The organism is Streptomyces gamaensis (assembly GCF_042656465.1).
GTDB classification, from domain to species: Bacteria; Actinomycetota; Actinomycetes; order Streptomycetales; family Streptomycetaceae; genus Streptomyces; species Streptomyces gamaensis.
Genome location: NZ_JBHSPB010000001.1, coordinates 155,564 through 168,683, shown reverse-complemented (window position 1 = coordinate 168,683; position 13,120 = coordinate 155,564). Strand labels below are relative to the sequence as shown.

Annotated in this window: 14 protein-coding genes and 1 pseudogene; 8 read left to right on the top strand and 7 right to left on the bottom strand. The window is 69.3% G+C overall.

Annotation, left to right across the window (positions count from 1 at the left end):
• Positions 1-62: 62 nt before the first annotated feature.
• The 5 genes and pseudogenes from ACFP1Z_RS00710 to ACFP1Z_RS00690 all read left to right on the top strand — a co-directional run bounded on the left by ACFP1Z_RS00710 (position 63) and on the right by ACFP1Z_RS00690 (position 6,570).
• Positions 63-845: an MIP/aquaporin family protein gene (locus tag ACFP1Z_RS00710; RefSeq protein ID WP_390313665.1), complete on the top strand. Its 783-nt coding sequence runs from the start codon at positions 63-65 to the stop codon at positions 843-845.
• Between the two features lie 57 nt (positions 846-902).
• Complete coding sequence (gene glpK, locus ACFP1Z_RS00705) at positions 903-2,444, top strand: glycerol kinase GlpK (protein WP_390313664.1); 1,542 nt, start codon at positions 903-905, stop codon at positions 2,442-2,444.
• Between the two features lie 12 nt (positions 2,445-2,456).
• A complete protein-coding gene (locus tag ACFP1Z_RS00700; RefSeq protein ID WP_390313663.1) occupies positions 2,457-4,067 on the top strand; it encodes a glycerol-3-phosphate dehydrogenase/oxidase in 1,611 nt (536 codons plus the stop codon).
• Positions 4,068-4,268: 201 nt separating this feature from the next.
• Positions 4,269-5,309 (top strand): annotated as a pseudogene (locus ACFP1Z_RS00695) (glycoside hydrolase family 18 protein); the annotation flags it as partial.
• 193 nt (positions 5,310-5,502) lie between these two features.
• A complete protein-coding gene (locus tag ACFP1Z_RS00690; RefSeq protein ID WP_390313662.1) occupies positions 5,503-6,570 on the top strand; it encodes a PAC2 family protein in 1,068 nt (355 codons plus the stop codon).
• A 68-nt stretch (positions 6,571-6,638) separates the two neighbouring features.
• On the opposite strand, the gene ACFP1Z_RS00685 is transcribed toward ACFP1Z_RS00690, so the two are convergent.
• On the bottom strand, positions 6,639-7,355 hold the full coding sequence (locus ACFP1Z_RS00685; protein WP_390313661.1) for a hypothetical protein: 717 nt from the start codon (positions 7,353-7,355) through the stop codon (positions 6,639-6,641).
• A gap of 97 nt (positions 7,356-7,452) precedes the next feature.
• Here ACFP1Z_RS00685 and ACFP1Z_RS00680 point away from each other — a divergent pair, with 97 nt between their 5' ends.
• Complete coding sequence (locus tag ACFP1Z_RS00680; RefSeq protein ID WP_390313660.1) at positions 7,453-7,611, top strand: hypothetical protein; 159 nt, start codon at positions 7,453-7,455, stop codon at positions 7,609-7,611.
• Between the two features lie 117 nt (positions 7,612-7,728).
• Here ACFP1Z_RS00680 and ACFP1Z_RS00675 read toward each other — a convergent pair whose 3' ends face one another.
• From ACFP1Z_RS00675 to ACFP1Z_RS00665, 3 genes are all read right to left on the bottom strand, one after another.
• Entirely contained in the window at positions 7,729-8,298 is a 570-nt protein-coding gene (locus ACFP1Z_RS00675; protein WP_390313659.1) for a peptide deformylase, read from the bottom strand.
• Positions 8,295-8,465, bottom strand: a complete 171-nt coding sequence (locus tag ACFP1Z_RS00670; RefSeq protein ID WP_390313658.1) for a hypothetical protein — start codon at positions 8,463-8,465, stop codon at positions 8,295-8,297. The genes ACFP1Z_RS00675 and ACFP1Z_RS00670 overlap by 4 nt, the downstream gene beginning before the upstream one ends.
• Before the next feature lie 191 nt (positions 8,466-8,656).
• On the bottom strand, positions 8,657-9,424 hold the full coding sequence (locus ACFP1Z_RS00665; RefSeq protein WP_390313657.1) for a GntR family transcriptional regulator: 768 nt from the start codon (positions 9,422-9,424) through the stop codon (positions 8,657-8,659).
• Between the two features lie 133 nt (positions 9,425-9,557).
• Between ACFP1Z_RS00665 and ACFP1Z_RS00660 the strand changes: the two genes are divergently transcribed.
• Both ACFP1Z_RS00660 and ACFP1Z_RS00655 read left to right on the top strand, forming a co-directional pair.
• Entirely contained in the window at positions 9,558-9,947 is a 390-nt protein-coding gene (locus ACFP1Z_RS00660) for a hypothetical protein (RefSeq protein ID WP_390313656.1), read from the top strand.
• 43 nt (positions 9,948-9,990) lie between these two features.
• Positions 9,991-10,437, top strand: a complete 447-nt coding sequence (locus ACFP1Z_RS00655; RefSeq protein WP_390313655.1) for a DUF6228 family protein — start codon at positions 9,991-9,993, stop codon at positions 10,435-10,437.
• Between the two features lie 87 nt (positions 10,438-10,524).
• Here ACFP1Z_RS00655 and ACFP1Z_RS00650 read toward each other — a convergent pair whose 3' ends face one another.
• The 3 genes from ACFP1Z_RS00650 to ACFP1Z_RS00640 are packed head-to-tail and all read right to left on the bottom strand — an operon-like array spanning position 10,525 to position 12,947.
• On the bottom strand, positions 10,525-11,010 hold the full coding sequence (locus ACFP1Z_RS00650; protein ID WP_390313653.1) for a hypothetical protein: 486 nt from the start codon (positions 11,008-11,010) through the stop codon (positions 10,525-10,527).
• Between the two features lie 42 nt (positions 11,011-11,052).
• Positions 11,053-11,613, bottom strand: coding sequence for a flavoprotein (locus ACFP1Z_RS00645; RefSeq protein WP_390313652.1), 561 nt, complete (start codon positions 11,611-11,613; stop codon positions 11,053-11,055).
• Entirely contained in the window at positions 11,610-12,947 is a 1,338-nt protein-coding gene (locus tag ACFP1Z_RS00640) for a hypothetical protein (protein ID WP_390313651.1), read from the bottom strand. Before ACFP1Z_RS00640 ends, ACFP1Z_RS00645 begins: the two co-directional genes overlap by 4 nt.
• Between the last annotated feature and the right edge of the window lie 173 nt (positions 12,948-13,120).

Below are 13,120 nucleotides of genomic sequence, written 5' to 3'. Positions count from 1 at the left end.
CGCGGACCACCGGAGGGACCCGGGGTCCGCCTTCCCCTGGACGAAGGACAAAGGAGTCACGGGTGTCCAGCTCCGACATCTTCATCGGCGAGACCATCGGTACCGCCGTACTGATCCTGCTTGGCGGTGGTGTCTGTGCCGCCGTCACGCTGAAGCGCTCGAAGGCCTTCAACGCGGGATGGGTCGCCATCACATTCGGCTGGGGCTTCGGCGTACTCACCGGTGCGTACATCGCCGCGAAGTCCGGAGCGAACCTCAACCCGGCCGTCACCCTCGGCCTCGCCATCGACGGAACCGTGAAGTGGGTCGACGTACCGCTCTACATCGGCTCCCAGCTGCTCGGCGCGATCATCGGCGCCACGCTGGTGTGGGTCGCCTACTACGGCCACTTCAAGGCCCATCTGACGGATCCGGAGATCGTCGGCCGCGACACCGGCCAGGAGGGGATGGTGGACCGGGCGGCCGCCCCCGCCGCCGGCCCGGTGCTCGGCATCTTCTCCACGGGCCCGGAGATCCGCAACGTCGTCCAGAACCTGGCCACCGAGATCATCGCCACCACTGTGCTCGTGCTCGCCATCCTCACGCAGGGGCAGACCAAGGGCCTCGGCGTGAGCGGGACCGGCGTGCTGATGACCGCGTTCGTGGTCGTCGGCATCGGCCTCTCGCTCGGCGGCCCGACGGGCTATGCCATCAACCCGGCACGCGACCTGGGCCCGCGTATCGCGCACGCCCTGCTGCCGATGCCCAACAAGGGCGGTTCAGACTGGGGTTACGCCTGGATCCCGGTCGTCGGTCCGCTGCTCGGCGGAGCCCTCGCCGCGGGCATCCACCGGCTCGCGTTCTAAAGGCACAGCCCGCAACACCGCCGAGACACAAGACTTTTCCGTAGGAGCACACCGACCATGACCGACGCGCACAGCACCGGTACCCCGCAGGGCCCGTTCATCGCGGCGATCGACCAGGGCACCACCTCCAGCCGCTGCATCGTCTTCGACCGCGACGGACGCATCGTCTCCGTCGACCAGAAGGAGCACGAGCAGATCTTCCCCAAGCCCGGCTGGGTCGAGCACGACGCCATGGAGATCTGGCGCAACGTGCAGCAGGTCACCGCCGGCGCCGTCGAGAAGGCGGGCATCACCGCCGCCGACGTCAAGGCGATCGGCATCACCAACCAGCGCGAGACCACGCTGCTGTGGGACAGGAACACGGGCGAGCCGGTCCACAACGCCATCGTCTGGCAGGACACCCGCACCGACGGCCTGTGCAAGGAACTCGGCCGCAACGTCGGCCAGGACCGCTTCCGCCGCGAGACCGGCCTGCCGCTCGCCAGCTACTTCGCCGGCCCCAAGATCCGCTGGCTGCTGGACAACGTCGAGGGCCTGCGCGAGCGCGCCGAGGCCGGCGAGATCCTCTTCGGCACCATGGACTCCTGGGTCATCTGGAACCTCACCGGCGGCGTCAACGGCGGCGTCCACGTCACGGACGTCACCAACGCCTCCCGCACCATGCTGATGAACCTGCGCTCCCTGAAGTGGGACGAGCGCATCCTGGCCTCGATGGAGATCCCGGCGGCCGTGCTGCCGGAGATCCGCTCCTCCGCCGAGGTCTACGGCCTGGCCAAGGGCGGCGCCCTGGACGGTGTGCCCGTCGCCTCCGCGCTCGGTGACCAGCAGGCCGCCCTGTTCGGACAGACCTGTTACGACAAGGGCGAGGCCAAGTCCACCTACGGCACCGGCACGTTCATGCTGATGAACACCGGCGACGAGCCCGTGCAGTCCTACAACGGCCTGCTGACGACGGTCGGTTACCGCATCGGCGACCAGAAGCCGGTCTACGCCCTCGAAGGCTCCATCGCCGTCACCGGCTCCCTGGTGCAGTGGATGCGCGACCAGATGGGCCTGATCAAGAGCGCGGCCGAGATCGAGACGCTCGCCAGCTCCGTCGAGGACAACGGCGGCGCCTACTTCGTGCCCGCCTTCTCCGGCCTGTTCGCCCCCTACTGGCGCTCCGACGCGCGCGGCGTGATCGCGGGCCTGACCCGCTACGTCACCAAGGCGCACATCGCCCGCGCCGTCCTTGAGGCCACCGCCTGGCAGACCCGCGAGATCACCGACGCCATGACCAAGGACTCCGGCGTCGAGCTGACCGCGCTGAAGGTCGACGGCGGCATGACCTCCAACAACTTGCTGATGCAGACCCTCTCCGACTTCCTGGACGCGCCCGTGGTGCGCCCGATGGTCGCCGAGACCACCTGCCTCGGCGCTGCCTACGCCGCCGGCCTGGCCGTCGGCTTCTGGCCGGACACCGACGCGCTGCGCGCCAACTGGCGCCGGGCCGCCGAGTGGACCCCCCGCATGGACGCGGACACCCGCGACCGCGAGTACAAGAACTGGCTCAAGGCCGTCGAGCGGACCATGGGCTGGATCGACGACGACGAGAGCTGACGAGGAGCAATCATGACTACCCCGCAGAGCGTTCCGACCCTGGGAACGCGCCCGGCCGCCGGCGCCAACCCGGGCCGCGCCGAGACCCGGGAACGGCTGTCGAAGGCGACGTACGACCTCCTGGTGATCGGTGGCGGCATCCTGGGCACCTCGGTGGCCTGGCACGCCGCGCAGGCCGGACTGCGGGTCGCGATGGTGGACGCCGGCGACTTCGCCGGCGCCACCTCCTCCGCGTCCTCCAAGCTCGTCCACGGCGGTCTGCGCTACCTGCAGACCGGCGCCGTCAAGCTGGTCGCGGAGAACCACCACGAGCGGCGGGTGCTGGCCAAGGACGTGGCCCCGCACCTGGTCAACCCGCTCACCTTCTACCTGCCCGTCTACAAGGGCGGCCCGGTCGGCGCGGCCAAGCTCGGCGCCGGTGTCTTCGCCTACTCCGCGCTGTCCGCCTTCGGCGACGGCGTCGGCAAGGTGATCTCCCCGGCCCGCGCCAAGGCCGACAACCCGGGCCTGCGCACGGACGACCTCAAGGCCGTCGCGGTCTACTACGACCACCAGATGAACGACTCCCGCGTGGCCGTGATGACCGTGCGCGCGGCCGTCGAGTCCGGTGCCGTCGTCCTCAACCACGCCGAGGTGACCGGCCTGCGCTTCACCCACGGCAAGGTCACCGGCGCCGAGCTCAAGGACCGCCTGGACGGCTCCGAGTTCGGCATCGACGCCCGCGTGGTGCTCAACGCCACCGGCCCGTGGGTGGACCACCTGCGCAGGATGGAGGACAAGGGCGCGGCCCCCTCCATCCGCCTGTCCAAGGGCGCGCACATCGTGATGAAGCGCAAGTCGCCGTGGAAGGCCGCCATGGCCACCCCGATCGACAAGTACCGCATCACCTTCGCCCTGCCCTGGGAGGACCAGCTCCTGCTGGGCACCACCGACACCCAGTACGAGGGCGATCCGGCGGACGTGCGCGCCACCGAGGAGGACATCCAGCAGATCCTGGACGAGGCGGCGCACTCCATCGTCGACGCCGACCTCGACCGCTCGCTGATGACCTACGCCTTCGCGGGCCTGCGCGTACTGCCCGGCGGCCCCGGTGACGTGGCCCAGGCCAAGCGCGAGACGGTCGTCTCCGAGGGCAAGGGCGGCATGCTGTCGGTCGCCGGCGGCAAGTGGACCACCTACCGCCACATCGGCCGCACGGTGATGAGCAAGCTCGCCAAGGTGCCCGGCAGCCCGCTGACCGAGGACATGGAGCCCGTCTCCAGCCTGGTCCGCCGCACCCCGCTGCCCGGGGTCGCCAACCCCAACGCGGTCGCGCACCGCCTGCTGGTGGACCGCGAGCCCGGCACGCGCATGGACCCGCTGACGGCCCGTCACCTCGCCACCCACTACGGCTCGCTGTCCTTCGACATCGCGCGCCTGGTCAACGACAACCCCGAGCTGGGCGAGCGCATCCACCCCGACGGCCCGGAGATCTGGGCCCAGGTCGCCTACGCCCGTGACCACGAGTGGGCCGAGACCGTGGACGACGTGCTGCGCCGCCGTACCACGCTGACGATCCGCGGCCTGGACGACGAGGACGTCCGCGCCCGGGTCAAGGAGATGCTGAGCCACAAGGAGAGCTGAGCCTCCGCCCCTCCCCCCAGGGGAGGGGACCGCGATCCCGCCGAGGGAGAGACGTCACCCCCGTACGTCTCTCCCTCGGCGCTTGTGCGCTCCCTCCCTCCCGGAACGTCCCGGAACGGACGCTCCGCCGCGCAACGCGGACGGGTCCCGGTCACGTCTCTCCGTACACAGGCACTGCCCGGGGACAGGGAGTCGATCACGATGAAACGGCCGGACCTCCGCGCGCTGCGGGGCTGGCGACCACGCAAGCGCTTCGTCAAACTGGCCGCGCTCGCCCTGGGGTTGGCGCTGCTCGCCCCGCTCGTCCTCGCCGGTACGGCCCTGCGGGCCGCCTACGCCGGGGCGCCCGCGCACGACGCGGTCACCCGCGGCCGCGACGCGATCTGGCTGGGGCACGCGTGGGTCGACGGCCGGCAGGGCGAAGCCCAACTCGCCGCGCTCAAACGGAAGGTGGCCGGTACGGGGCTGCGCGACCTGTACGTGCACGCCGGCCCGCTGAACCACGACGGCACCCTCTCCCCCACCGCCCACCCGCGCGCCCGCTGGCTCGTCGACGCCGTCCACCGCGAGCTGCCCGGGGTACGCGTCCAGGCCTGGCTCGGCGACGTCGTCGCCCGCGGCGGCCACGGCGGGCTGCGCCTGGACCTGCCCGCCACCCGGGACGCGGTCACCGCGAGCGCCCGGCAGGTGCTGCGGGCCGGCTTCGAGGGCGTCCACCTCGACGTCGAGCCCGTCCGCACCGGCGACCGCGGCTTCCTGGCCCTGCTGGACGCGCTGCGCCCCGCCGTACGCACGGACGGCGGCGTCCTGTCGGTGGCCGCGCAGCAGATCGACCCGCTGCCCGCACTGCACGCGGCGGCCCGCGCCCTGGGCAGCCCGAAGTGGTGGACGCAGGCCTACTTCGGCCAGGTCGCGCGGCGCGTGGACCAGATCGCGGTGATGTCCTACGACACGGCCCTGCCCTTCGAGAGCCTCTACGGCGGCTACGTCGCCCGGCAGACCGGACTCGCCCTCCAGGTCACACCGCCCGGCACCGACCTGCTGATGGGCCTGCCCTTCTTCCACACCGAGGACATGGGCCACCACGCGTCGGCCGAGACCGCCGCAGCCGCCCTGCGCGGCACCCGGCTCGGCCTCACCCGCGAGGACCGGCGCCGGGAGCGCTTCGGCGTGGCCCTCTACGTGGATTTCGCGGCCACCGAGGAGGACTGGAGGGTCTACCGGCGCCACTGGGGCGGCAGGCCCGTCAGGGCCGCAAGGAGTGAGGAACCGCGCGTCAAGGGGCTGCGAACACCCCACGCCGACGCCGTAGTCTTGGGGGCGCGCAAGACACGCGCGACAAACGCGTGCGCACGTGAGGAACGTATGCGACAGAACTGCACGGAACTGCAACCGGTGGTACGGCCCGTCCGCCCCGGTCGGAAGGAGGCGCTGGGTGATCGAGCTTGAGGGGGTTCCCGAGCTGATCGACCCGGTCATGATCTGTGCCTTCGAGGGCTGGAACGACGCCGGGGACGCCGCCTCCAGCGCGGTCGCGCACCTGGACCGGGAGTGGAAGGGCGAGGTCTTCGGGGCGCTCGACGCCGAGGACTACTACGACTTCCAGGTCAACCGCCCGACCATCTGGCTGGACGGCGGGGTCCGCAAGGTCACCTGGCCGACGACCCGGCTGTCGGTCGTCCGCACCGGGGGGACCGAGCCGCGCGACCTGGTACTGGTCCGCGGCATCGAGCCGAGCATGCGCTGGCGCTCGTTCTGCAACGAGATCCTCGGCTTCGCCCACGAGCTGGGCGTGGAGCTGGTGGTCGTGCTGGGCTCGCTCCTCGGGGACACCCCGCACACCCGGCCCGTGCCGGTGACCGGCGTCACCTCCGACGCGGACGTGGCCCGCACCATGGATCTGGAGGAGTCCCGCTACGAGGGCCCGACCGGCATCGTCGGCATCCTGCAAGAGGCCTGCGCACACGCGGGCATCCCCGCGGTGAGCCTGTGGGCGGCCGTCCCCCACTACGTCTCCCAGCCACCCAACCCGAAGGCCACCCTGGCCCTCCTCAACCGCCTGGAGGACCTGATCAACCTGCGCATCCCCCTGGGCGAACTCCCCGAGGACGCCCGGGCCTGGCAGCTGGGCGTGGACCAGCTGGCGGCCGAGGACCGCGAGGTGGCCGAATACGTCCAGACCCTGGAGGAGGCCCGCGACACGGCCGAACTCCCGGAGGCGTCGGGCGAGGCGATCGCCCGGGAATTCGAGAGGTATCTGCGACGCCGGGACGGACAGGCGGGCCTGCCGGGGTCGGGGGCCGGCGGTTCCGGTACGGGCCCGGGTCCGGGTTCCGGGGGGCGCGGGGACGGTCCGGGTAGTGCGGGTCCGGGTTCCGGCGACGGCTCGTACCTGCGGGAGACTCCCGGCAACCGTCCCCAGCCGCCGCGCCAGCGCTCGAAGGACGAGGAGCCGGCGAAGCCGGAGGAGGATGCGGAGGGGTCGGGCGGGGAGGACGCCTGACCTTCCGTCAGTGACGGTGAACGCGCCGGGTGCGCCTGCGAGTTGCGGGGTGCGCCGGGCGCGTTCGCTCAAACCTGGTGTTCCACCCTGTGCCGCAGGTACCCGTCAGGGTGCGTGCGAGCGATGTGCACCGCCTCGGCGACCAGGCCGTGCAGCTCCGCCGGATGACGCTCCGGCTTGAGCGAAAGCCCGGGAAGAATGCAGCACCGGACATCAAGGTCGTCGTTCGCCACGAACTCCCGCAGCGTGGCCTCGCTCCATTCAGCACTCAGATCCGCCACCGCGTCGACTTCGGCCTGACTCTCCGGCGTGAGAATCCACTTCCCGGCGCTGTCCTTGCCGGTGAAGCTCACACTTACCTGCGCCCAGTACCAGGCGCGAGCGGCCCCGGCGCGCTCCTGGTTCGTGCCCGTGCGCAGGTACTGAAGCAGTACGGTCAGCACCCTGCGGCGCCCGAACGAATCCACGGCGGGCTCGACGAACTGGCGATTGAAGCTCGGGTTCGGGTCAAGGACCGCTGTCCGGACGAGCGGATCGAACCACCGCTCCGGAAGCTGCCGATCCTCCAGCCCCTCCCGCAGCCTCTTCCGGGCCTCGGATTCCCACGCCCATGCCGCATCCTCGTCGTCCTTCCCCCTGGGGGGTGGCTGATCCCCCATGAGCCGAAACAACTCGACCAGGCAACTGTGGAATTCGGCTCTGTCATCCGCAGTGCGGTCGGGCAACGCCATGAATGTCCCATCAGGCGCCACCGTCTGGCCTTCCTCGCCGCTGTGTTCCCCCACTTACGCCTCCTCGACTGCCGGTCATGACCAAGGCGGAATGGTAAGCCACGGCTCTCCGCGCCGCCCGCCGACCAGACAGCCGAAGCGCTCTCGATCCGTGAGCGGCAGCCACCGCACAGCCTCAGTTGGCGGCCGGCCCACCGTGGTCGACAAGATGCTCGGCGTCTCCCCGGGCACGCTCTACAACCACATCCCGGACCTGCGCGAACTGCGGGCCAGCCGCATTCCCGCCCAGCTCGGGGCAGGCGTGCGGTGATACCCGGGTACCACCGGGCCAGTGGACGACTCCAGCGACCCGCATCCGCGGAGTGACGATGGTGGAGAAGGACCAGGTGCGCTCTACTGCCGGGCACAGGGCACGGGCGACGGGGGGCTATTGGTCGTACGCCCACGCGCGGCCGGTCTGCCGGTACTCCTCCACCGGGATCGGTTCGACTCCGGGCCGCATGCGGGCGGTGTAGAGCAGGCCGTCGAGGTGGTCGATCTCGTGGGCGACGAGCCGGGCCAGCCCGCGCTCGTAGACCGTGGTCACCTCGGTGCCGTCCAGCTCGGTGGTCACCACCGTGATCGTCAGGGGGCGAGGAACCATGCCGCGGACGTCGAAGAAGCTCAGGCAGCCCTCGTACTGCTCGTCCATCTCCTGTGAGCGGTCGGTGATGCGGGGGTTGAGCAGGACGATCGCCGCAGCGGCGGGTTCGGCCGGCTGGACGACGGCCGCCGCCCGGCTTGTGCCGATCTGCGGGGCCGCGATTCCCATGCCTTTGGCGAAGGGGTGCACGCGCGCGATTCGTTCCATCGCCGCGAACAGCGTTTCGACGGTCTGCTCGGCGGTGTCATTCTCGGCGGGCAGGTCGAAGGGCCGGGCGGCCTCGGCGAGGACGGGGGCGCCGCACTGCACGACGCCGAGGTCTCGCATCTGCTCGCTGGGCCGCACCGTTGTCACGTCAACTCCCTGTCGGTCGCCTTGGGTTCGGGCCGGGCCCGGAAGCGCCATTCGAGACGGTACCGGGCGTGGAGGGCCCGTGTGGAGGTCGTCCAGGAGAACACCCTGGTCCCGGTCTCGTCCCGCCGGACGGGGGCGGTCCGCAGCGGGGACGCCTCGGCGGTCATCGACGTCTCGGTGCCCCACACGACCGGGTCGAGGGCAGGACCTGCGGCGCAGACGACGACGTACAGCTGGGACGACTGGTCATACGGCCACCTGCGCCCGGGAGGCCAGGGAGCGCAGGCGTCCGTTTCGATCGACCATCAAGCAAGCCTCCGAATCAGTTCGCATGCAACGGTACGAGACCCGCCCCGCGTCAACTCTCAGGCTGCTCGATCGCGATCTCGTAGGCGATTTCCCATCGCACGTCGGGCACCACAATGTCGGCGGTCTCGACCGGACGGCCGTCCGTGTCGTAGTAGGTCCGCTCGATCTCAATGACGAGATCGCCAAGACTGATCCCCAACAGGTTCGCCTGCGCCTGGGTCGCGCGGGCTGGACGCGGCACTTCAACAGCCGTGCCGATGACGACTCCGATGGAACGCATCCGCTCGACAACACCCATCCCCGCGAACGGGCCCAGCTCGGGGAGCACGATCGGGGTGTCCCCGGTGATCGCCATGGGTTCCCAGCTCTCGGACAGCTGCACCGGGCGTCCGTCCGCGAGGAACTCGTAGACCGTACGAACGCAGAGCTCGCCCGGCTCGATCGCCAAGCGCCGCGCGATGCGCTCGGGTGCCGCGACTCGTGCCTCGGAGTGGGACTCCCAGGAACCGTGACAGCCCCGCTCGCGCATGTCGGACCGGAACGGCGAGTCGTGCCGCATCTCCCGATGGCGGGAGCGAACCATGCGCAACCGCTCGCGCGGCTCCCGCACATACGTCCCTGATCCGGCGCGTCCCTCCAACAGACCCTCGATGATGAGGCGTTCCTGCGCCTTCTGCAGGACGTTGGCACCCACGCCGTACTCAACGGCGAGCCGGGCCCGCGAGGGCAAGCGCTCTCCCGCGCACCACTCGCCTGCGGCGATCCGACGGCGCACGTCGTCTGCAACGCGCATGTACGGCGGTTGTTCAGCAGCCATGGGGCTCTCTCCGGTTCTGCTGGTCGGACTGGTTCAAAACCGCGTGGCAGTTGTACCCGGCCTACCGGTATCGTCCGGTCTCCCGGTCAGCCGCACCGGAGATCCCAACTCACTGAGTCCAGGAAGCGTTCCGATGACCGCCCAGCACCCGACAACAACCACCCTGTGGCGCCCCACCGGCCCCAAGGAGCTGGAACTGGTCCGGGAGCTCAACTGGCGTGCCTGGCCGCCCCGGCTGCCGGAGCAGCCGATCTTCTATCCCGTCCTCAACGAGGACTACGCCGTGCAGATCGCCCGGGACTGGAACGTCAAGCACGACGGCGCCGGCTTCGTCACCCGTTTCGAGGTCGAGTCGGAGTTCTTGAGCCGGTACCCCATACAGCAGGCAGGCGGGCGAACGATCCTGGAGCTGTGGGTACCGGCAGAGGAACTCGACGAGTTCAACTCCCACATCGTGGGCGAGATCCACGTGGTCCACGAGTTCCAGCGAGCCAGCAGGGTATGTGACCCGGAGCACTTTTAGAGCGATGGGTCGGCCGCCCAGACCAGTCCTCTAACCTGTTCACGTGATCGAATTCGACGATACCGGCCGACCTGCGGTCCGGGTAGGGGACCCCGGGCCGCGCCCCGTCCGCCTGCTGTTCTGCGAGCCGACAAGGCCGTTCGGGGACGACCCGATACTCGACTTCCTCGTGAAGGCGCACGGGGAATGGGTGAGCATAGAAACCCTGGTACGAACCTTGCACGGCGACGGCCTCCACACCTTCCTCTCCTCCCTGGCCGAGGACTTCCGCGGCTGGGAAGGGGCGCGCACCTGGCGCTCCCTCGAACACGATCTGACCCTCTCAGCGGAGCACCGCCCCGGCGGCTACGTCCATCTGACGTGGGGGATCCACGACCGACCGCCGTCCGAGGCATGGCATTTCGAGACCACCACCGTGCACGCGGCCGGCGAAGAGATGCGCAACTTCGCCGCCGAGATCCACATGTTCCTCATGAGCGTGGCCCAGTAGCCGGAACACCCTCTGGGCTAGGACAGCAACGCAGACGAACAGCCCGGGCGCGTCGATGAGTTGTGGGGAACGGGGCGCATTCATCTTTCAGCGACGACGACTCGCGCCGTCGGGCCATACAACGTCGACTGGCAGCCCGGCCACGCGAGCCTGCGCGACCACGTCGGCCGTGCCGCCCCTGCCCGATGACGGCCGGCCGTCCCACACCGCGACCACGCGTTCAGCCCGCTTCAACAATGCCTGGTTGGCAGCCTCGTACGCCTCACGGTTCGCGGTCTCATACGGCATGAGAACCACCTCGGCAGCGGCTTCCACAAGACGGTCGAAGAGCGGAGCATGATCAGGCTTCACCTTCGCCTGCCGGTAGTCACTGGAAGGCAGGAGCACGACCAGCCGACCACTGGCTTCGAGGATCAAATCGGCGAAGAGGCTGTCGGCACCACGAGCGAGGCAGGAAATGCCGACTAGTTGACCGTCCGCGTGCTGACGGATCAGTTCCCGCAGGGCGGACCACACCAGTTCGACCGTCGAGTCGGTGAGGTCCATGTGGCCGGTGACAGCGATGGCGGTCATGGCAGAACTCCTTACATCAGCCGGCCTGCACAAGGGGCATGTTTACGGACGTACCGGGCCCAGGCGTGCCGATACCGCATCCAACACCGAGCTCCACGGATAGGAGGCCAGACGCTCACCACCGGTTCCAGGAAGATGCGGCACCCACTCCCCCTCGCCGTACAACACCCGAACTCCCGTGGCACGCAAAGTGTCAATCGCACGCCGCGTGGCCGGATGAACATCAAGCGCCGTGGACCAGAACGGCAGAGCGACAACAGGAAGCCCCAGGCCCACAGCTTCCGCCACGAGCCCGAGGGCGTAGGTATCGGCGATACCGGCGGCCCACTTGTTGACGGTGTTCATCGTCATCGGAGCCACGACGACGGCATCCGCCGGCGGGTTGCGCTGCTCCTCCCCGGAGCGGCGCCAACTACTGCGCACCGGACGGCCAGAGATGGCCTCCAGAGCCTGCCGATCGATGAACTCGCCGTCGACGGCAGCCGGTGTGGCAATCACGCACACATCCCAGCCACGATCCACCGCGGCGCCGACCAGCTTGGCCGCGTCGCGCGCCGGTCCTGCGGCGCAGATGACGACATACAGCACGGGACGACCGGTCATACCGTCACCCGCGCCCGGGAGGCCAGGGAACGCAGTGCAGGCAAATGACCATGTCGATCACGCATCAGCAAGTCCCCAATCAGTTCACGTGCAACAGTACGAGACCGCACTTCCTCCGGAGCTTCTCTCTCCGCCGCCAGCAGCGCTGCTGTGGCCTTCTCACTCCTCCCACAGACATGCAGTGCCCGGGCCACGTCCATCCAGAAAACTGCCCGCCGCTCGGCAACGGCCAATGTCCCGACGCTCACCCTCCGCGCTTCGGAAAGCGCTCTGCCCGCATCGCCAAGAGTAAGCGCGATGGAAACCCTGTGGAGCAGCACGTTGTTCGGGCCGAAGGCAGTCCACTGGCGGTTGTTCTCCTCGACCAATCCGGCTGCCCGTTCAGCATCATCCAGAAGAGCCTCAGCCGTGTCCCGATCGTTCGCCGCCGATGCCGCCCACGCTCCCCTGAGCAGCAGCGCACCGAAGACCGCAACCACATCGGGGCTCGACCGGGCCACGGCGCCGGAGATCTCATCGGCTCCACGTACGGCAACCGCTACCCCTTGACGGAAGTGTCCGACAGCAGCCACCGCATGCGCCAGGCTGCGCGCTGCCGAAGCGACGGCACAAGGTTCTTCTGTTCTGCGAGCCGCCGCCATGGCCCGTTCCGCAGCAATCCAAGCCGACGACGCGTCGCCTCTCTTCAACAGCACTGAGGCTGCTACGTGGTACGCGTCCACCGCCACACGGTCGATCCGGCGCTGCTCCTCGGACGATGCACGCCGGTACTCCAGCCCGGCGAGCAGCCCCGGAAGGCTCGTCGTCAGTCCTGCGTAGCCGCACTTCTGCACTTGCCTCTTCGCGGCGACCGCTGCTCGTACCAACCGCTCGGGGCTGTCCGGCTCGCCCGCACACGCTACAGCCCCTGTAAGCACGTTCCGCAGTTCGTCCAAGGGATCCGAGCCCGCGGCAGCAAGGAGTTCGCCAGCCGAAGCGGGTAACCCCGCGGCGCCGGCCGCCACAAGCGAGTACGTCACGAAGTCGCGCCTCTTCACAGGGCCATCCTGCGACATCTCGTCTCGTTCCAGCTCCACGCCTTTGCGTACGGGTCGCCTGAACCCCAGCTCTTCGACTGGTCGCCGAAGCAGTGCCTGCAGCACTGTCCGTGCGGCAGGGTGCGGCCAGCCGGGCCGCTTGGACTCCCAACGGCGTACCTGGCGAACAGAGACCGTCACCTTGATTCCCAAGTCGTCCGCCGCCCGCTCGAACGCTTCAACGAACTCCTCTTGCGTATGGATCCCTTGCTCGATGCGCGCCCGCACGAAGGCCGGATTGCCGGGCTGGCCGGTCATGGCTCCTCCCCACACCAATACCTCAGATCACCGTAGTCCTTTATTTGCCTGGGGAGTTGAGAAATGTCCTCCAAGATGTCCTTGCGATCGGCCTCGTGTCCGGCCTGGTCCATCAGCCTGCCCGAGGGTGTTCTGATGCCATGAGAGATCCTGCGGAGCAGACACCCGAACCA